This window comes from Streptomyces sp. NBC_00287, from assembly GCF_036173105.1.
GTDB lineage: Bacteria > Actinomycetota > Actinomycetes > Streptomycetales > Streptomycetaceae > Streptomyces.
In genome coordinates, this window is record NZ_CP108053.1 from 3559561 (window position 1) to 3578411 (window position 18851).

Genomic DNA, 18851 nt, shown 5'->3' on the forward strand with positions numbered 1-18851 from the left:
CCCGCGATCCCCCCAGATCCCCCTCCAAGAAGTTCCGACATCAAGTACGACCCGCGACCCCCGGGAAGGGTTGCACGGGCTCGTGGAAGTTTTTTTTTCGGCGGGGTCGGGCGAAGGTCGGGCGGCGTGCCGGTAGCGTCACCGGGTACGTATCGACTCAAGGCGTCGACGGAGGGCAGGCGGGGCGGCGATGAGCTATGAACCCGGACTGCTGCGGCCCGAAGTGCCCGTCGCACTCGTGCCGTTGCGCGGCTTTCCCGACCTGCTGCGACGCCGGGCGACCGGTCTGCGGCGACCGGAGTTCGCCCGGGCGCAGCGGGTCACGGTGGGGTGGGCGGTGCTGCCGCCCACGGTGACGCTGATCGGGCTGCTGGTGCCGGATGTGCGTACGGCGGCACTGGTGTGTGCGGTCGCTCTGGGGCTGCTGGTGCTGGCCAGAGCGGTGTTGCTGGTGGTCTTCGAGCGGCTTCAGCACCGGCACGAGCCGCGCTGGCTGGCCGAACGGACCGCCGACCTGCGCGGCCATGAGTTTCCCGTACTGCGCTGCTCCGTCCGCTACGACGAGACGCCGGGTCTGGCCCGGGTGTACGACCTGACCAGCGGCGACCAGGTGGGGCGGCTGCTGGACCGGCGGGCCCGGGAGCGGGCGTCCGGCACGCATTCGCGGGCCGTGCTGGAGTTCGTCTGTGCGACCAGCGGGCGGGAGCAGTTGCTGGCCGTCGCCGAGGTGCGCCGGGAGTTGGACGAGTTGGAGTTGTTGACCGTGCGGCCGGACGGGGCGCAGGCCCGGGTCCGGTTTCCGCAGGCGCGGTATCTGCCGATGCCGGAGGCCGGGCGGCGCCCGGCGCGGCGGGCTTACTGGGTCCTGGCCGGACCGGTCCTGGTGTCGGCGGCCGGTGCCGGGGACCGGGAGGGCGCGGCGGGTCCTTCGGTCTCGGCGAGGTGACGGTGCAGCAGTTCGTGCCGGAACTCGTAGAAGCCGTTGGACTGCCGCAGCACCCCGCGTGTCCGGGCGTCCTCGGTGAACTTGATGAGCCGGCGCGGGGTGTGTCCGCGCAGCGCCAGCCAGGCGCGTGACGGTATGAACCGGCCCCAGGCACTGGACCCGAGCGCCATCATCCCGAGCCCGACGGAGCTGAGCAGGGCGCCGGAGGCCGCTCCCAGCAACGCCTCGACGGCGGTGGGCAGTTCGTCGATCAGGGTGACGTCGTCCAGCTGCGGGGTTCTGCGGCCCTCCTTGAGCGCGGCGCCGAGGTAGGCGCCGGTCAGCGCGCCCGGGACGGCGCCGGTGAGCCAGGCGTACCGGATCGTCGTACGGTCGGAGCGCAGCAGGCTGACCGGCGTCACCGCGTCCAGGGGATCGCTCGGCTCGCTGAAGTAGCGGGCGGCGGCGAAGGTGAGCCCGCTGAGCAGCCCGCCGACGACGATATGCACGGGACGCTCGTACAGAAACGCGACGATCACCGCGCAGGCCGCGCCGCCGATCACGCCGAACCCCAGGACGCGTTGCAGGGCATGGCGGGTCGGCGGCCGTACCGAACGCAGCCGGGGTTTGGCGCGGCGAGGGTCGTCCTGAGGGACCAACTCCACGACGAGCGCGCCGATCACGGCGGCGCCGAGGCCGATCCACAGGCCCAGCCAGGGGCGTTCGAAGAGGGCGAAGAGGAGGACGGCGGCGGCCGAGCAGGCGAGCGCGGCGTTGGCCAGGGCCACGGTGAGGAACAGGCCGCGCGGCACCGAGCGGTGCAGATGCCACCAGGCGAAGCAGTGGGTGCCGGGTTCGGTCTGCCGGGCCAGGTAGGACAGATAGCGCCAGGCCTTGTCGAGCGGGAAGGGCACCTCGGGTTTGTCGAGGGTGCTCTGGTAGGCCTTGGTGACGAAGCCGCCCAGCAGATACCGCTTGATCCACTGCTCGGCCTCGGCGTCGTCGGCGGTCAGCAGCTCCTCGGGGAGCACCCCGCCGAGCTCCACGGCCAGGGACAGCATGAAGGGGGTCGTCAAGGCCCGTGCCGCCGGACCGTCCGGGTATGCGTCGAGCGTGCCGAGCAGCGGCCCCATGGCCGCCCCGCCGGCCCGCTCCAGCACCCAGCCGGCCTCGTCGGCGCGCAGCGGCTGCAGGCGTACGACGAGGGCGTCGCGCAGCTCCCGTCGGCGCGCCACACCGGCGTACTCCGGGACTCGGCAGGTCAGGACGAAGGAGTGGCCGGCCAGTTCCTTCTGGATGGCCTCGAGGGCGGCGGCCGGGTCGGAGGCCTCGTCGAGGCCGTCGAGGACGGGCAGCACATGGCGGCGCAGCAATTCCGGGGCGAGCCGCCGGGATCTCGCGGCGTCCCCGGCCGGGCGGCTGGCGGCGAGCTCCGCCGTCATCCAGTCGGTCAGCGAACTCTTGGGATCCCAGGCCGAGAGCGGGAAGAGCACGGGGACGACATCCGCCCGTACGGTCTCCAGCGTCAGCAGTACGCACAGGGCGGTCTTGCCGGAGCCCGGCTCCCCCGTCACCACCAGCCGGCACAGATGCCCGGCGCGGGCGTGCCGGGCGAAGGCGCCGGTCAGCTCGTCGAGGACGCCCTCGTCGGGGAGTTCGGCGGACAGCTGGGAGGCCCGCTCCGAGCCGGGCTCGCGGCGCCAGCGCACGGCTATCCGGCTTTCCTCGTACAGTCCGCGGGAGGTTCGCTCCCCCTCCCAGTTCGTGGTCACCGTCTTCGCCAGCGCGGCGGCGGCCTCCTCGAGCGTGACGGTCCGGCGGCGGCTGTGCAGCGTGTTCAGGGCGAGGCCCGTGACGGTCAGGAGGACGGTGGCGAAGGCGAACCACAGCTCGGTGGGTTCGCCGTCGCCGCTGCGCAGTTCGAGTACGGCCACGACGGCGGTGGCCAGGACGACTACGCCCGCCACCGAGTAGAGGGCTCTGGTCCACCAGTCGTGGCTCATGACGCGGTCTCCGCCCCGGCCGCCGGCAGGGCGTCCTCCCCGCGGGACAGGAACGCCAGGACGGCCGAACGGTGGGCGGGCCGCCGGGCCAGCCGCCCCAGCACCGGGAGCCTGCGGCTCACCCATGCCTGGAGCAGCAGGAAGTAGAGCATCCCGCAGTACGGCCGGGCGGCCCGGCTGCCGTGGACGGCCGCGAGGCGGGGCCGTGTGGCCCGTAAGCGCCGGGTGATGCCGGGCAGGGTGAGCGCGCCGCACGACACGAGGGTGGTCACGCCGTTGCCCCGGTCGAACTCGACGTCCATGTAGTCGTCGAGCGACTGGAGGATCTCGCCGAGGTCCATGACCAGTTCCCGCTCGTCGGGTTCCAGCCGGGGTTTGACCAGACCGCACAGGATGAGATGGGCGGCGGCACCCTTCCCCCGGGTGATCTTCTCCAGGACGTCGAGGGGGACGCCCGCTTCGCGCTGCCTTCGGGACAGCACCTGGTACTCGTGCAGCGAGACCAGCGCCATGAACACGGACTCGTCGGGCGGGTGGGCGAGGTTCCGCTCGATGCCGTACACCAGCCGCCCGAGCAGCAGTTCCGCGGGGGTGCCGGGGACGAAGGCGCGGTTGCCCAGGAGCTCACCGAGGCGGTCGTCGGCGGCCGGGTCGGCGACGCCCGCGCCGTCGATGAGGTCGTCGTAGAGCCGGGTGACGGCGCCCGCGAGGACGGCCACGTCCGGTTGCAGCCGGTGCCCGCTCAGCCGGGCGTAACTCGTCATGGCGAGCCCGAACTTCACGCTCATCACCCGCAACGAGCCGTCGACCCGGGCGCGTTCGAGCGGATCGGACAGGCTCTCGGCGACGAGGGGCGCGACGACCTGCTCATACGTCCGCGCGAGCACGGGAAGCGACCGATACGCGGCCCGCGCCGCGCCCGGCAGCCCGACGGCCATCCTCAGACTCCGCACCAGAGCCCCGACCTCAGCGACCCTCTGCTGCATCCCCGCTCCCGCCCCCAAGGGATCCGAGGGTCCCATAACGGCGAGCGGGCGGTAAAGCGGTTCGCCGACAACCGGGAGGGGCTGGTTCAGGTACGCCGATGGCACTCCTCCAGCATCGCCAACTCCCCCTCGCTCAGCCGCAGTCCACCCGCCGCCACGTTCTCCGTCAGATGGTCCGGATCCCCCGTGCCGGGGATGGCCAGCACATGCGGACCCCGGTGCAGGGTCCAGGCCAGGCGGATCTGGGCCGGGGTCGCTCCGTGGGCGTCGGCGACGGAGCGGATCGCCGGGTCCTCGGCGGTCTGCGCGCCCGCTTCCCGGCCCGCTCCGGCGATCGCGTAGAACGGCACGAAGGCCACGCCCTGTTCACCGCAGGCCCGCACGAAGTCGTCCTGGTCGGCGCGGACACCGATGCCGTACTGGTTCTGGACGCAGACCACGGGCGCGATCCGCTGCGCCTCCTCCAGGTGTGCGGGGGTGATGTTGGACAGGCCCAGATGGCGGATGAGACCCGCGTCGCGCAGGTCGGACAGGGCGCCGAAGCGCTCGGCGACCGAGTCGGTGCCGACGATCCGGAGGTTGACCAGGTCGAGGTGGTCGCGGCCGAGTTGGCGAAGGTTCTCCTCGACCTGGCCGCGCAGCGCCTGAGGGGTTCTGGCGTGCGTCGCCCACTCGCCGGACGGATCGCGGCCGGGGCCGACCTTGGTGGCGATGACGAGGTCGTCGGGGTACGGGGCCAGGGCTCGGTTGATCAGTTCGTTGGCCGAGCGCAGGGAGGAGAAGTAGAAGGCCGCCGTGTCGATGTGGTTCACACCGAGGTCCCTCGCGCGGCGCAGCACGCCGATCGCCTGTTCGCGGTCCCTCGGTGCGGCGCCCGGCGCGAAGGCCTCCCCGTACTGCGGCAGCCGCATCGCGCCGAAGCCGATCCGGTTGACCTCCAGGTCGCCGAGTTTCCAGGTACCGGCCGCCGTCGCCGCCGACTTGTCGTTCTCTTGCCGAGTCATGCCGGAAAGGATCGCTCCGGCGCTAAGCTCACGCCAAATATTTCAGCCGTGGCCGAATTCGGTGGGGGTCGGGGTCATGGAGGCGGAACTCGAGTTCTCGGCGGGGGACTTGGCACGACTGCGGTTCGCCGTATCGCCGCTCTGGGAGGTCGGGACGAGCTTTCGGCTGCTCAACTCCGGCCGCCCGCATCCGGTGCACCGTCCCTGGGTCGAGCAGGTACGTCCGCGGGTGGCGGCCGCGGGCCTGGACCGGCTCACCGAGCTGGTACCGCCCGACGGCTATGTCCCCGACTTCCTCAACCCGGCACCGACGGGCCCGGCCCCGACCCTCACCGAGGAGCTGACCGCCGTACGGTCCGCTCCCGTCGAGCGGATACGCCGGGACCTGAGCCGCCTGGAGCGCGAGCAGGGCGCCTCGCTCGGCCCCCGACTACGGGCTCTGTACGACGAGCCGCACGCCCAACTCCCCAAGTTCACCGAGGAGATCGAGACCTACTGGCAGCTGGCGCTCGCCCCCTACTGGGCGCGCATACGGGCCGTGCTCGACGCCGATGTCCTGTACCGCGCCCGGCAGCTCGCCGAGCACGGCACCGCGCATCTGCTGAACGACCTGCACACGGCGGCCAGTTGGGAGGGCGACACGCTCCGACTGCGTGAGCGCAGGCGCGGTCTGTCCCGGGCCACGGCGGGCGCCGGGCTCGTGCTCGTCCCGTCGGCCTTCACCGGTCCTGCTCTGCTCCCCCGGGTGGCACTCCCGGACCCGCCCCAGCTCGCCTATCCCGCCCGCGGCACCGGAACGCTGTGGCAGCCCCGGTCCACCCCCGCCGCCGACGCCCTGGCCGCCGTACTCGGGCGCTCCCGCACCCGGCTGCTGACCGAGCTGGACATCCCGGCCTCCACGACCGACCTGGCCCGGCGGACCGGACTGTCCCCGGCAGCCGTGTCCCAGTCGCTGACCGCGCTGCGGGACGCCGGGCTGGTCAGCGCGCACCGGGCCGGCCGTTGGGTGCTGTACGCGCGCACCGCAACGGCCGACTCACTGCTCGCTACGGGCTGAGCCCAGAAGGAGCGACCGAATCGCCCGTGCCGGCCAATGACCGGTTCAGACCCATCTGTCCGGCTATCACGCGAGTGATATTGATCATCGAGGAAATGGGGAACGCCGACGGCCCGCATGCCGTCGGCGCCCCCGGCTGTCAGCCGCTCGTGTGCTCCACGAACCGCGCCGCCGTCTCCGCGAGCACCTCCCGGCCGTCCCGGGCCCACAGTCCGTCGTTGAACAGTTCGACCTCGATGGCACCGGTGTATCCGGCGGCCTCGACGTACCCCTGCCACTCCCGCATGTCGATCGAGCCGTCCCCGATCTGACCGCGGCCGGTGAGCACGCCCTCGGGCAACGGCGTGGTCCAGTCAGCGAGTTGGAAGGTGTGGATACGTCCGCCCGCGCCCGCCCGGGCGATCTGCGCGGGCGCGTTGTCGTCCCACCAGATGTGGTACGTGTCCACCGTGACGCCGACCTGCTGGGCGGGGAAGCGCTCGGCGAGGTCGAGGGCCTGGGCGAGCGTGGAGACCACACAGCGGTCCGAGGCGAACATCGGGTGCAGCGGCTCGATGGCCAGCTTCACCCCGTGCTCCTCCGCATACGGGCCCAGCACCGCCAGCGCGTCGGCGATCCGCTCCCGCGCCCCGTGCAGATCCTTGGAACCGGCCGGAAGACCGCCCGAGACCAGCACCAGCGTGTCCGTGCCGAGCGTGGCCGCCTCGTCGATCGCCCGGCGGTTGTCGTCCAGCGCCTTGGCACGCTCGTCCGGATCGATGGCCGTGAAGAACCCGCCCCGGCACAGGGTGGTGACGGTCAGGCCCGCGTCCCGGACCAGCTTGGCGGTGGCCTCCAGGCCGTACTCCTGGACGGGCTCCCGCCACAGGCCGACGTTGCCGACGCCCAACTGTCCGCAGGCGTCGACCAGTTCCGGCATCGACAGCTGCTTGACCGTCATCTGGTTGATGGAGAAACGCGCGAGGTCGGTCACTGGGTCACCCCGTACATCGACAGCAGGTTCTTCATCCGTTCCTCGGCCAGTTCCGGTGCCGGGAAGAGGCCCAGACCGTCGGCGAGTTCGTAGGCGCGGGCGAAGTGCGGGAGCGAGCGGGCCGACTGGAGGCCGCCGACCATGGTGAAGTGCGACTGGTGGCCCGCCAGCCAGGCCAGGAAGACGACTCCGGTCTTGTAGAAGCGGGTCGGCGCCTGGAAAAGATGGCGGGACAACTCGACGGTGGGGTCGAGCAGTTCCCGGAAGCCCTTGGCGTCCCCCGTGTCCAGGACCCGTACCGCCTCCGCGGCCAGCGGGCCCAGCGGATCGAAGATGCCGAGCAGGGCGTGGCTGAAGCCCTTCTCGTCACCGGCGATCAGCTCGGGATAGTTGAAGTCGTCGCCGGTGTAGCAGCGCACGCCGTCGGGGAGCCGGCGCCTGAGGTCGATCTCCCGTTGCGCATCGAGCAGCGACACCTTGATGCCGTCCACCTTGTCGGGGTGCGCGGCGATGACCTCCAGGAAGGTGTCCGTGGCCGCGTCGAGGTCGGAGGAGCCCCAGTAGCCCTCCAGCGCGGGGTCGAACATCGGGCCGAGCCAGTGCAGGACGACGGGTTCGGCGGACTGGCGCAGCAGGTGGCCGTAGATCTCCAGATAGTCCTCGGGACCACGGGCGGCGGCTGCCAGCGCCCGCGACGCCATGAGGATCGCCTGCGCGCCCGCCTCCTCCACCACCGCGAGCTGCTCCTCGTAGGCCGCACGGACCTCTTCGAGAGTCCCCGCGGCGATCTGGTCGGTGCCGACTCCGCAGGCGATACGGCCGCCCACACTCTGAGCCTCGGCCGCCGACCGCAGGATCAGTTCCGCGGCGCCCGCCCAGTCGAGCCCCATCCCCCGCTGCGCGGTGTCCATCGCCTCGGCGACACCGAGCCCGTGGGACCACAGATGCCGCCGGAAGGCGAGGGTGGCGTCCCAGTCGACGGCGGCGGGCGAGTCGGGGCTGGTGTCGGCGAACGGATCGGCGACGACATGGGCCGCCGAGAAGACCGTACGAGAGGTGAAGGGGGTGCCCGGAGTGACGGCGAGGGGTTCGGGGCGGGGCTCGTACGCCCTCAACCCGCCTTTGAAGTCCGGGAGTTGGATCGTCACAGCGAAATCTCCGGTACGTCGAGACGGCGGCCCTCGGCCGAGGACTTCAGGCCCAGTTCGGCGAGCTGGACGCCGCGGGCGCCGGCCAGGAGGTCCCAGTGGTAGGGGGCGTCGGCGTAGACGTGCTTGAGGAAGAGCTCCCACTGGGCCTTGAAGCCGTTGTCGAACTCGGCGTTGTCCGGGACCTCCTGCCACTGGTCGCGGAAGACCTCGGTGGCCGGGATGTCGGGGTTCCAGACGGGCTTGGGGGTGGCGGAGCGGTGCTGCGCGCGGCAGTTCCGAAGACCCGCGACCGCCGAGCCCTCGGTGCCGTCGACCTGGAACTCGACCAGCTCGTCGCGGTTGACGCGCACGGCCCAGGAGGAGTTGATCTGAGCGATCGCACCGCCCTCCAGCTCGAAGACGCCGTAGGCGGCGTCGTCGGCGGTGGCGTCGTAGGGCTTGCCGTTCTCGTCCCAGCGCTGCGGGATGTGGGTGGCGGTGAGGGCCTGGACGGACTTCACCCGGCCGAACAGCTCGTGCAGGACGTACTCCCAGTGCGGGAACATGTCGACGACGATGCCGCCGCCGTCCTCCGCGCGGTAGTTCCAGGACGGGCGTTGGGCGGCCTGCCAGTCGCCCTCGAAGACCCAGTAGCCGAACTCGCCGCGGATCGACAGGATGCGGCCGAAGAAGCCGCCGTCGATGAGTCGCTTGAGCTTGAGCAGGCCGGGGAGGAAGAGCTTGTCCTGGACCACGCCGTGCTTGATGCCGGCGTCGGCGGCCAGGCGTGCGAGGTCCAGGGCGCCGTCGAGACCGGTGGCGGTCGGCTTCTCGGTGTAGATGTGCTTGCCCGCGGCGATCGCCTTCTTGATCGCCTCCTCGCGTGCGGAGGTGACCTGGGCGTCGAAGTAGATGTCCACGGTCGGGTCGGCGAGGACCTCGTCGACGTCCGTGGAGATGTGCTCCAGGCCGTGCCGCTCGGCGAGCGCCTTGAGCGCGTGCTCCCGGCGGCCGACCAGGATCGGCTCCGGCCACAGCACGGTGCCGTCGCCGAGGTCGAGGCCGCCCTGTTCGCGCAGGGCAAGGATGGAGCGGACGAGGTGCTGGCGGTAGCCCATGCGCCCGGTCACGCCGTTCATGGCGATCCGCACCGTTTTGCGTGTCACGTCAATCCCTTCGTCCGCATACGCCCCAGCGACGCAGCAAGCGCTTTCTATACCGACTGAAGCTAGCCTCTGAGCAGTGGTCTGTACAAGACCGTGATGGGGATGAGTTGTTCGAGGGGGCGAACAAACGGGGTGCCTGGCCTTATGGTCTGCACGGCAAGGGGGATTCCTTTGAGCAGCCTATGTACAACGGCGTACGACAACATGCGCGACCGGAGGACGACGAGATGACGGTGACCCTGGCGGACGTGGCGGCCCGCGCACAGGTCTCGCCCGCGACGGTGTCGCGCGTACTGAACGGGAACTACCCCGTGGCCGCGTCCACCCGTGAGCGGGTGCTGCGTGCGGTGGACGAGCTGGACTACGTGCTGAACGGTCCGGCGAGCGCGCTGGCCGCCGCCACGTCCGACCTGGTCGGCATCCTCGTCAACGACATCGCCGACCCCTTCTTCGGGATCATGGCGAGCGCGATCCAGGCGGAGATCGGGGGCCCGGGGGGACGCGCGGGCGGTGAGCGGCTGGCGGTCGTCTGCAACACCGGGGGATCCCCCGAGCGCGAACTGACGTATCTGACTCTGCTGCAGCGCCAGCGGGCGGCCGCGGTCGTGCTGACCGGTGGGGCCGTGGAGAACGCGCCGCATGTGGCGGCGGTGTCGGCGAAGCTCAGGAAGCTCGCGGAGGCCGGGACCCGGGTGGTGCTGTGCGGGCGCCCGCCGGCGCCGGACACCGGGGCCATCGCGCTGACCTTCGAGAACCGCGGGGGCGGCCGGGAACTGACCGAGCACCTGATCGGCCTGGGCCACCGCCGCCTCGGCTACATCGCCGGTCCTGAGGAGCGCACGACGACCCGGCACCGTCTGGAAGGACACCGGGCGGCGCTGAAGGCGCACGGCATCGAGGAGGACCCGCGCTGGACGGTCCACGGCCGCTACGACCGGCGCTCCGGGTACGAGGCCACGCTGGAACTCCTGCGCCGGGATCCGACCCTCACGGCAGTGGTCGCCGCGAACGACTCCGTCGCGCTCGGCGCCTGCGCGGCCCTGCGGGAGTCGGGGCTGCGGATCCCGGAGGACGTCTCGGTCGCCGGCTTCGACGACCTGCCGTTCTCGATCGACGCGGTGCCTTCTCTTACGACGGTGCGGCTGCCCCTGTCGGAGGCGGGAGCGCGGGCCGGACGCATCGCGATGGGCCGCGAGGAGGAGCCGCCCGGGGGGATCGCGACGATCAGGGGCGAGCTGATGGTGCGGGGGTCTTCGGGGGCGCCGCGGGGGTCTTCAACTGCTGGCCGTCGAAGTCGGGTAAGTGAGCGTAACCATGAATGAGTGAGTGTTGTCAGAGCGTGAATTTGACGGAGTGGGCGAGGACGCAGGACGTGCATCCGCAGACCGCGTATCGCTGGTTCCGTGAGGGGATGTTGCCGGTACCGGCTCAGCGGGTCGGGCCGCGCACGATCCTCGTGAACATCGACGCCAGCGCGGCCGCGGAAGTCGTGGGCGGTCTGGGCCTGTATGCCCGCGTGTCCTCCCACGACCAGGAGGAAGACCTGGAACGCCAGGTGGCGCGGCTGGCCCGTTGGGCAGCCACCACGGGCGGCCGTGTGGTGCGCGTGGAGTCTGAGACCGGCTCCGGGATGAACGGTTGCCGGTCGAAGGCGAAGCGGCTGCTCGCCGATCCTGCGGTGACCACGGTGGTGGTGGAGCATAAAGACCGGCTCGGGCGGATGAACGTCGAGTTGCTCGAAGCGGCCCTGTCTGCGACCGGCCGCCGCCTGGTGGTGCTGGACGACGGTGAGGTCGAGGACGACTTGGTACGGGACATGGTGGAGGTTCTGACGTCGTTCTGTGCCCGCCTGTACGGTCGCCGCTCGGCGAAGAGCCGTGCCCACAAGGCGCTTCAGGCCGCCGAGCATGGCTGACCAGCGCAGGCCTTTGCGGCCGATTGATCCACCGTTCGTCGCCCTCGGCCCGTCCGGCGTAGCGATCCGCACCCGGCTCAAGGGCCTGACGGCCGACGATGACAAGGTACTGCGGGCCGTGGGCGTGCATCTCGGCTCGCTGGCGTCGAAGGACCTCAAGCGCAGGTGTGCTGATGGGCTGGAGCACTCCACCAAGACGTGGGCGGCCCGTAAGCGGGAGCTGACTGAGGAGTCTTCCTCGCGTTGGGCGGGGAGCATCACGAAGGCCACGCACGATCAGTGGGCGCTGTCCCGCAGGTCCCAGTTGGCGCACATCCAGGGCCTGGAGGCCGGTATCCGCACGGTCGCGCACCGCCTGTCGCTGCCGGTCGGGCAGAAAGGCACGAAGCGGGCGCCGGGCGGATACCGCACGAAACAGGAGTGGTTCGTCAAGACACGGCGCCTGCATCTGCTGGAAGACCGGCTGGAGCGTGAGCGGGCCGACCGCGAAACGGGACGTGTCCACGTCGCACGCGGCGGGAAGAAGCTGGCCCGCAACCGGCATAACCTCGACGCCGCGCAGCTCACCGAGGACGCGTGGCGTCGGCATTGGGAAGCCGAGCGCTGGTTCCTCGCCGCTGACGGCGAGTCCGGCAAACGCTTCGGCAACGAAACGATCCGCGTCACCCCGGACGGTCAGGTCAGCATCAAGCTGCCGGCGCCGCTCGCACACCTGGCCAACGCGAGGCACGGCCGATACGTCCTCATCGGCACCGTGCAGTTCCACCACCGGGGCGATCAGTGGGCCGACCGCGTGGCCGCGAACCGTGCCGTTGCCTACCGCATCCACCTGGACGTGGAGCGCGGACGCTGGTACCTGACCGCGTCGTGGACGATCCCGCCAGTTCAGACCGTGCCCCTCACTCAGGCCCGCACCGGCGGCCTGATCGGCGTCGACACCAACGCTGATCACCTCGCCGCGTGGCGGCTCGACGCCCGCGGCAACCCGTGCGGCGAGCCCCGCCGCTTCTTCTACGACCTGTCCGGCAACGCCCGGCACCGGGACGCTCAGGTCCGGCACGCCCTCACCCGCCTGCTGCACTGGGCCAAGCGCTACGGCGTGTCGATCGCGGTAGAAGACCTCGACTTCGGCTCGGAGAAGACCCGGGAGAAGCACGGACGGCGCAAAAGGTTCCGCAAGCTCATCTCCGGCATGCCCGTGGCCAAACTGCGAGCCCGGCTCGTGTCCATGGCAGCCGAACTCTCAATCACCCTCGTCGCCGTGGACCCGGCGTACACCTCCCGCTGGGGCGCTGAGCACTGGCAGAAGCCCCTGGCCTCGAAGAACCGCAAGACCAGCCGACACGACGCGGCGAGCGTCGCGATCGGACGACGCGCCCTCGGGCACCGTATTCGGCGACGGACGGCACCGCCCCACGACGACCAGAGCGATCGTCGTGGGCATCGGACCGCCCAGGCCGGACACGGTGACCGGGGGCGGGAGGAAACCCGCCCCCGCATTCCCGGACCACGCACACGATGCGTGCCACCGGACGCGGAGCGAACGCGGGCGACCAGGACACCCAAAACCGTTCGGGGTGTCCGCAGTGACCAGGTTTGGGTCCAAGACTCACTCCTGCTCACTGACTAGGAACGGTAAGGGGCCGGGCGACGGCCAACCCCGGCCGCTGCACGGCCTAGTTGGACGCCCACTACCGGGAGCGGTTCCTGTCGGACTCGTAAGTGATTCCCGTCGTAGCGATGAGTTCCGGGGTTCGCCCCGGTCTCATTGCCGACACCACATCGCAGACACAGGAGTGACCACGATGCGCATCGTCATCACCGAGTTCATCAGCCTCGACGGCGTCGTCCAGGCGCCCGGGGGTCCCGAGGAGGACACCGACGGCGGTTTCGCGCACGGCGGCTGGTCGCACCCGTACTTCGACCCGGAGGTCCTCGGCGGCGCCTTCGACGCGGGGATGCGGAACGCCGACGCGCTGCTCTTCGGGCGCCGCACCTTCCAGACCATGGCCGCGGCGTGGCCGGGGCGGGCCGGGGATCCCTTCGCCGACAGGATGAACTCCATCAAGAAGTACGTCGTCTCCGGCACCCTCTCCGACGCCGATCTGACCTGGAACAACAGCGAGCTCATCCCCGCGGACGGAGCGGTGGCCAAGATCCGCGAGCTGCGCGCGGCCGAGGGCGGCGACCTGGCGATGATGGGCAGCCCGACGCTGGTGCGCACCCTGATCGCCGAGGGCCTCGTCGACGAACTCCAGCTCATCGTGATGCCGGTGCTGCTCGGCGGCGGCAAGTCGATCTTCCCCACGGACGGCGGGAAGCGCCCGCTGGAACTGGTCTCCACGACCACGGCGAAGACCGGCGCCCAGGTGTGCGTCTTCCGGCCGGCGACGGAGGGGTAGCCGGGCAGGCGCGGGCGTCCTACGCTCGATCCGTACGGTTTCTCTGACTGAGTCAACCATCAGGGAGCGGGTCGATCATGACCGTCCAGGACATCCGCGCCTTCAACCGCTTCTACACGAACGTCATCGGCGCCCTCGACTACAGCCGCCATCTGTACGCCCCGTACACCCTCACCGAGTCCCGCGTGCTCTACGAACTCGCGCACTCCCCGCGGACGGACGCCGCCGACCTGCGCGCCGAGCTCTCCCTGGACTCGGGGTATCTGAGCCGGATCCTGACCAAGTTCGAGCAGGACGGTCTGGTCGAGCGGGCGCCCTCCGCGCAGGATCCGCGGCGGCGTCGGATCACGCTCACGGCACACGGGAGGGAGACCGCCGCGCTGCTGGCCGAGCGGTCCAACGAGGCCGTGGGCTCGCTGCTGTCGGGGGTACCGGCCGCCGACCGGCCCAGGCTCGCGGAGGCGATGCGTACGGTCCGCGAGATCCTCTCCCGCAAGGACCGTAAGGACCATGCAGACGTCTTGCTGCGCGAACCCGGCCCCGGCGACCTCGGCTGGATCGTGCAGCGCAACGCCGCGCTGTACGCGGCCGAGTTCGGCTGGAACACCGACTACGAGGGGCTGGTCGCGCGGATCGTCGCGGACTTCGCCGAGGACCACGATCCGCATCTGGAGCGGGTGTGGATCGCCGAGCTGGACGGGCGTCCGGTCGGGTGCGTGATGTGCGTACGGGACGAGGCGCCCGCCACCGCCCGACTCCGGCTCCTCCTCGTCGAACCGGACGCCCGAGGCCTCGGCATCGGCGACCGGCTCATCCAGGCCGTCGTGGACTACGCGCGCGGGGTCGGCTACCGCGACCTGGTCCTGTGGACCAACGACGTCCTCACCGCCGCCCGCCGCCTCTACCAACGCCACGGCTTCGTACTGACGGCGGAAAAACCGCACCGCTCCTTCGGCAAGGACCTGACGGGCCAGGACTGGCGCCTGGACCTGACCGGCACCCCGGAATGACGGCCGCGGCCGCGACCGTCCCCCCGACTCACGCGTAGAGTCGCGAGCATGAAGCTGGCGTTCTCCACTCTCGGTGTCCCCGGTCTTCCCCTCGCCGATGTGGTGCGGCTCGCGGCCGCGCACGGGTATCACGGCGTGGAGCTGCGTGCGCATCCCGAGGAGCCGGTGCATCCGGGGCTCGCTCAGGAGGAGCGGGTCGCGGCGGCCGTCGAGTTCAAGGCGGCCGGTGTCGAGGTCGTCGGGATCGCCGGGTACGCGCGCGTGGCCGCACCCGGCCCCGATGAACCCGTCGTCGAGGAGATCCGCGCCCTCCTCGACCTCGCCCGCGATCTGGGCGCCGGTTTCGTCCGTGTCTTCCCCGGCGCCGAGGACTCCCAGAGCTCCCAGGAGGCCGATGCCGTCGCCGCCCGCAGGCTCGGCACCGCCGCCGAGTACGCCGCCGACCTCGGCGTACGGATCCTGCTGGAGACCCACGACTCGCACCGCACCGGAGCCGCCGCGATCCGGGTGCTCGGCCTGGTCGGGCATCGGTACGTCGGCTCGCTGTGGGACGTGATGCACACCTGGCTGGGCGGCGAGCAGCCCTCGGAGTCGTACGCCGCGCTCGCCCCGTATCTCGGCTACGTCCAGGTCAAGGACATCGCCTCCGCCGCCGACACCACCCCGCTGCCGCTGGGCGCCGGGGTGCTGCCGCTCGCCGAGTGCGTGGAGGTGCTCTCCCGGCACGGCTGGGACGGCTGGCTGTGCTGGGAGTACGAGAAGCGCTGGTACGAGGCCGCCGCACCGCTTCCCGATCTGCTCGGCCCCGGACACGACCACCTCGCCCGGCTGCTCAACGACTCCGCGTAAATCATTGGCCCGGGGCGGGCACCCCCGGTTAGCGTCCCCGTCATGATCCCGCCCGCGCAGCCGCGCTCCGCCATGCCCTCATGAGCCTCGCCCGTACCCTCGTCGACGTACGGCCCCTGCGCACCTCCCCCGTCTTCCGGCGGCTGCTGATCGGACGCACGGCCTCCATCCTGGGCACCTACATGACGATCGTGACCGTCATGTTCCAGGTGTGGGACATGACGCACAGCGCGGTCTGGAGCGGCGCGGTGGGGCTCGCGCAGGCGCTGCCCCTGGTGTCCGTCGGACTGTTCGCCGGGTCCTGGGCGGACCGCGGGGACCGGCGCCGGATCTTCCTCGTCGCGACCGTCGGACAGGCGCTGTGTTCACTGCTGTTGGCGGTGCAGGGCTTCACCGGCGGGGTTCCGGTGCTCGGGATCCTGGCCCTGGTCGCGGCCGGGTCCTGCTTCGGCGCCATCGGCGGCCCGGCGGCCGGCGTGTTCGTGCCGCGGCTGCTGCCCAAGGACCAGGTGGCCGCGGGACTCGCGCTCAACCAGGTCACCGCCCAGGCGATGATGCTCGTCGGCCCCGCGCTCGGCGGCCTGTTCCTGGGCTCGTTCGGCATCGGCGTCTGCTATCTGATCGACGCCGTCAGCTTCGGCGTCGCCTTCTACGGCGCCTTCGGCCTGCCCGAGCTGCCGCCCGAGGGCGAGCCGTCGCGGGCCGGGCTGCACGGCGTGCTGGACGGACTGCGCTTCCTGGGCGGCCACCGGGTGGTGCGCGGGGCGCTGATCACCGACCTCGCGGCGACCGTACTGGCGATGCCGATGAGCCTGTTCCCCCTGATCAACGAGGAACGCTTCGGCGGCAACCCCCGCACCCTCGGCCTGTTCCTGTCCGCCGTCGCCGTCGGCGGGGTCGCCGCCACCGCCCTGTCCGGCTGGGTGACCCGCCTGGCCCGCCCCGGTGCCGTCATGCTCTGCGGGGCCGCGGTCTGGGGCGCGGCGCTCGCCCTGTTCGGGTTCACCAGCAGTGCCTGGGCGGGATTCGGGCTGCTGATGGTGGCAGGTGCGGCGGACTCCGTCTCGGTGCTGTCGCGGACGACGATCGTCCAGACCCGTACCCCGGACGCCCTGCTGGGCCGGGTGACGGCGGCCGAGCAGATAGTCGGCCAGGCGGGGCCGCATCTGGGCAATCTGCGCGCCGGTCTGGTCGCGGGCTGGTCCTCCGGCGCGACCGCCCTGATCACCGGCGGCCTGCTCTGCCTCCTCGCGGTGGCCTACGTCGCCACGAGCACCCCGGAGCTGCGGGACGGGACTAAGTGAGCTCGGCGGCCGGGTCCAGACACCACTCCAGTACGGCGGGCCAGGCGCCGTAACCCGCGTCCAGGTCGAGGTGGGCGGCACCGGGGAGGACGTCGGAGGGGATGCCGAGCGGGTCCGCGAACAGGGCGCTGGCGCCCTCCGGGCAGTACGGGTCGTCGTCGCCCGCGACCAGGCGGGTCGGTCCCGGGAGGGTGAAGTCCAGGGCGGGCGGGGCGAATGCGGCGACCTCGGGGTGGCGCCGTAGGACGGAGCCGGACGGCGGGGCGACGAGCAGCACCCGGTCGACGTCCTTGAGGCCGGGCAGGGAGCGCGCGGCTGCGTGCAGCCAGAGCACGGCGGAGAGGCTGTGGGCCACGACGACCTGCTGTCTGGGCAGGTGCCGGGTCAACTCGGCCAGCCAGGTGTCGAGTTCCGGGTCGTCGGCGTCGGGGAGCTGGGGGTAGGTGACCTGGTGGCCGAGCTCGGTGAGACGGTCGGCGAGCCAGTGCTGCCAGTGGTCCTCGGGGCGGTGGTTCTGCCAGCCGTGGAGGATGAGGTACGCGGTCATGGCGTCGATGGTTTCCGATCAACGATCCCTCGGTCCAGTTAATCTTTGGCGATGGAACCGGTTAGCGAGACCTTCACGGTCGATCTGCGCCGCCTGGCCGTCCTGCGCGAGCTACGGCGCCGGGGCAGCCTCGCCCGCACCGCCGAGGCCCTGCATCTGACCCCGTCGGCGGTCTCCCAGCAGCTCGCCGCCCTCTCCCGGGAACTCGGCGTCCCGCTCACCGAGCGGGAGGGCCGGGGCGTACGGCTCACCGGTCAGGCCCGGGTCCTGCTCGACCATGCCGACCTGATCGCGGCCCAACTGGAGCGCGCCCGCGCCGACTTGGCGGCGTACGGGGAGGGTGGACGCGGGCAGGTGACGATCGGCTGCTTCTCCAGCGGCATCCTGGGGCTGCTGCCCGGTGCGCTCAGCTCCCTCGCCGAGCGCCTCCCCCACCTCCGCGTCGACGTCGTGGAGGCCGAACCCCCGGACCTGTTCACCGCGTTGGACGCGGGCCGGCTCGACATCGCGGTCGCCGTCGACTTCGCGGCGACGCCCCCGCACACGGACCGCCGCCATCACCGTGTCGACCTGCTCACCGACGTCCTGGACCTCGCGGTGCCTGCCGGTCACCGGCTGGCGGGTCAACCGAGGGTCGAGCTGCGGGAGTTGGCTACCGACCCCTGGATCATCGGCGACGCCCGCAGTTGCTGCGGTGCCGTGGCCCGGTCCGTCTGCGCCGCGGCCGGTTTCACCCCCGACATCCGGCACGCCGTGAACGACTGGGCCGCACTGGCCGCGCTGGTGGAGGCGGGCCGGGGCGTCGCGCTGATCCCGCGCCTGGTCCGACCGCTCTACGCCCACCGCGACCTCGCCCTGCTCACCACCGAGGGCACGCCGCCCTCCCGCAACGTCTTCGCGGCCGTACGGGCGGGCTCGGAGGCGGACCCGGTCCTGGCCGCCGTACGAGAGGAACTGCTCAGCGCAGCCGCTTCTCCAGCAGCGTCCGGCACTCGGGCCACTCCTCGGACGTGATCGAGTAGATCGCGGAGTCCCTGAGCAGGCCCTCCTCGCCCGGGGCCCAGGAGCGGGACCAGTTGCGCAGGACGCCCTCGAAGCGGGCGCCGGTGCGTTCGATCGCGGCGCGGGAACGGCTGTTGCGGGCGTCCGTCTTGAGGTCGACGCGGGAGACCTGCCACTCCTCGAAGGCGTGCCGGAAGAGGAGGTACTTGGCCTCGGTGTTGACGCCGGTGCCCTGGGCGGAGGCGGCGAGCCAGGTGAAGCCGATCTCGATGGCGTCCAGTCGGTCGTCGGAGCGCCAGGAGCGGGGCTCCCAGTAGGAGGTGGTGCCGACGACGCGTCCGGTCGCCATGGAAATCTGAGCGTACGGGGCGAGGATTCCGGCCGCGGCGCGGGCGAGCTGCGCGTCGAGGTAGGCCTCGACCTCGCTCGCTCCCGGCACCCAGGTGAACGCGTACGAGGCGCGGTTCTCCTCGGCCGCCAGGGCCAGTCCGGGCGCGTGCCGCCGTTCCAGTGGCTCCAGGCGCACCAACTCGCCCTCCAGAACCGGCCCTTCCAGCTTGAAGCTCACCCGTCGTCCC

Annotated in this window: 18 protein-coding genes; 10 read left to right on the forward strand and 8 right to left on the reverse strand. The window is 71.5% G+C overall.

All coding sequences use genetic code 11. From position 1 onward, the window contains the following. The first annotated feature begins 190 nt into the window (after positions 1-190). Positions 191-946, forward strand: coding sequence for a hypothetical protein (locus OHT76_RS16135; RefSeq protein WP_328871526.1), 756 nt, complete (start codon positions 191-193; stop codon positions 944-946). Here OHT76_RS16135 and OHT76_RS16140 read toward each other — a convergent pair. The 3 genes from OHT76_RS16140 to OHT76_RS16150 all read right to left on the reverse strand — a co-directional run bounded on the left by OHT76_RS16140 (position 856) and on the right by OHT76_RS16150 (position 4918). Continuing rightward, positions 856-2928: an NACHT domain-containing protein gene (locus OHT76_RS16140; RefSeq protein ID WP_328871527.1), complete on the reverse strand. Its 2073-nt coding sequence runs from the start codon at positions 2926-2928 to the stop codon at positions 856-858. The two genes, OHT76_RS16135 and OHT76_RS16140, sit on opposite strands and share 91 nt — an antisense overlap. Beyond that, complete coding sequence (locus OHT76_RS16145) at positions 2925-3914, reverse strand: class 1 isoprenoid biosynthesis enzyme (protein WP_328871528.1); 990 nt, start codon at positions 3912-3914, stop codon at positions 2925-2927. The genes OHT76_RS16140 and OHT76_RS16145 overlap by 4 nt, the downstream gene beginning before the upstream one ends. Positions 3915-4000: 86 nt before the next feature. After that, a complete protein-coding gene (locus tag OHT76_RS16150) occupies positions 4001-4918 on the reverse strand; it encodes an aldo/keto reductase (RefSeq protein WP_328871529.1) in 918 nt (305 codons plus the stop codon). Between the two features lie 76 nt (positions 4919-4994). On the opposite strand from OHT76_RS16150, the gene OHT76_RS16155 reads away from it, so the two are divergent. Further along, the gene (locus OHT76_RS16155; protein WP_328871530.1) at positions 4995-5975 is read left to right on the forward strand and encodes an ArsR/SmtB family transcription factor; all 981 of its coding nucleotides are present in this window, start codon (positions 4995-4997) and stop codon (positions 5973-5975) included. A 139-nt stretch (positions 5976-6114) separates the two neighbouring features. Here OHT76_RS16155 and OHT76_RS16160 read toward each other — a convergent pair whose 3' ends face one another. The 3 genes from OHT76_RS16160 to OHT76_RS16170 are packed head-to-tail and all read right to left on the reverse strand — an operon-like array spanning position 6115 to position 9244. Then, positions 6115-6915 carry a sugar phosphate isomerase/epimerase family protein gene (locus tag OHT76_RS16160; protein ID WP_328876540.1) on the reverse strand — a complete coding sequence of 267 codons (801 nt, stop codon included), beginning with the start codon at positions 6913-6915 and terminating at the stop codon, positions 6115-6117. Between the two features lie 29 nt (positions 6916-6944). Continuing rightward, a complete protein-coding gene (locus OHT76_RS16165) occupies positions 6945-8096 on the reverse strand; it encodes a dihydrodipicolinate synthase family protein (RefSeq protein ID WP_328871531.1) in 1152 nt (383 codons plus the stop codon). Next, complete coding sequence (locus tag OHT76_RS16170) at positions 8093-9244, reverse strand: Gfo/Idh/MocA family protein (RefSeq protein WP_328871532.1); 1152 nt, start codon at positions 9242-9244, stop codon at positions 8093-8095. Before OHT76_RS16170 ends, OHT76_RS16165 begins: the two co-directional genes overlap by 4 nt. 227 nt (positions 9245-9471) lie before the next feature. On the opposite strand from OHT76_RS16170, the gene OHT76_RS16175 reads away from it, so the two are divergent. From OHT76_RS16175 to OHT76_RS16205, 7 genes are all read left to right on the forward strand, one after another. Beyond that, a complete protein-coding gene (locus OHT76_RS16175) occupies positions 9472-10566 on the forward strand; it encodes a LacI family DNA-binding transcriptional regulator (RefSeq protein ID WP_328871533.1) in 1095 nt (364 codons plus the stop codon). Positions 10567-10583: 17 nt separating this feature from the next. Further along, entirely contained in the window at positions 10584-11159 is a 576-nt protein-coding gene (locus OHT76_RS16180; protein ID WP_328871534.1) for an IS607 family transposase, read from the forward strand. Next, positions 11152-12789, forward strand: a complete 1638-nt coding sequence (locus OHT76_RS16185; RefSeq protein WP_328871535.1) for a transposase — start codon at positions 11152-11154, stop codon at positions 12787-12789. Before OHT76_RS16180 ends, OHT76_RS16185 begins: the two co-directional genes overlap by 8 nt. Before the next feature lie 175 nt (positions 12790-12964). After that, the gene (locus OHT76_RS16190) at positions 12965-13561 is read left to right on the forward strand and encodes a dihydrofolate reductase family protein (protein ID WP_328871536.1); all 597 of its coding nucleotides are present in this window, start codon (positions 12965-12967) and stop codon (positions 13559-13561) included. A gap of 77 nt (positions 13562-13638) precedes the next feature. Then, a complete protein-coding gene (locus OHT76_RS16195; protein WP_328871537.1) occupies positions 13639-14571 on the forward strand; it encodes a bifunctional helix-turn-helix transcriptional regulator/GNAT family N-acetyltransferase in 933 nt (310 codons plus the stop codon). Between the two features lie 48 nt (positions 14572-14619). After that, on the forward strand, positions 14620-15420 hold the full coding sequence (locus OHT76_RS16200) for a sugar phosphate isomerase/epimerase family protein (RefSeq protein WP_328871538.1): 801 nt from the start codon (positions 14620-14622) through the stop codon (positions 15418-15420). An 80-nt stretch (positions 15421-15500) separates the two neighbouring features. Then, positions 15501-16724: an MFS transporter gene (locus OHT76_RS16205; RefSeq protein ID WP_328871539.1), complete on the forward strand. Its 1224-nt coding sequence runs from the start codon at positions 15501-15503 to the stop codon at positions 16722-16724. Here OHT76_RS16205 and OHT76_RS16210 read toward each other — a convergent pair. Continuing rightward, the gene (locus tag OHT76_RS16210; RefSeq protein ID WP_328871540.1) at positions 16717-17271 is read right to left on the reverse strand and encodes an RBBP9/YdeN family alpha/beta hydrolase; all 555 of its coding nucleotides are present in this window, start codon (positions 17269-17271) and stop codon (positions 16717-16719) included. The genes OHT76_RS16205 and OHT76_RS16210 overlap by 8 nt on opposite strands. A gap of 51 nt (positions 17272-17322) precedes the next feature. Here OHT76_RS16210 and OHT76_RS16215 point away from each other — a divergent pair, with 51 nt between their 5' ends. Further along, positions 17323-18285 carry a LysR family transcriptional regulator gene (locus OHT76_RS16215; protein ID WP_328871541.1) on the forward strand — a complete coding sequence of 321 codons (963 nt, stop codon included), beginning with the start codon at positions 17323-17325 and terminating at the stop codon, positions 18283-18285. Here the strand turns inward: OHT76_RS16215 and OHT76_RS16220 are convergent. Then, positions 18230-18841, reverse strand: coding sequence for a GNAT family N-acetyltransferase (locus OHT76_RS16220; RefSeq protein WP_328871542.1), 612 nt, complete (start codon positions 18839-18841; stop codon positions 18230-18232). The genes OHT76_RS16215 and OHT76_RS16220 overlap by 56 nt on opposite strands. Between the last annotated feature and the right edge of the window lie 10 nt (positions 18842-18851).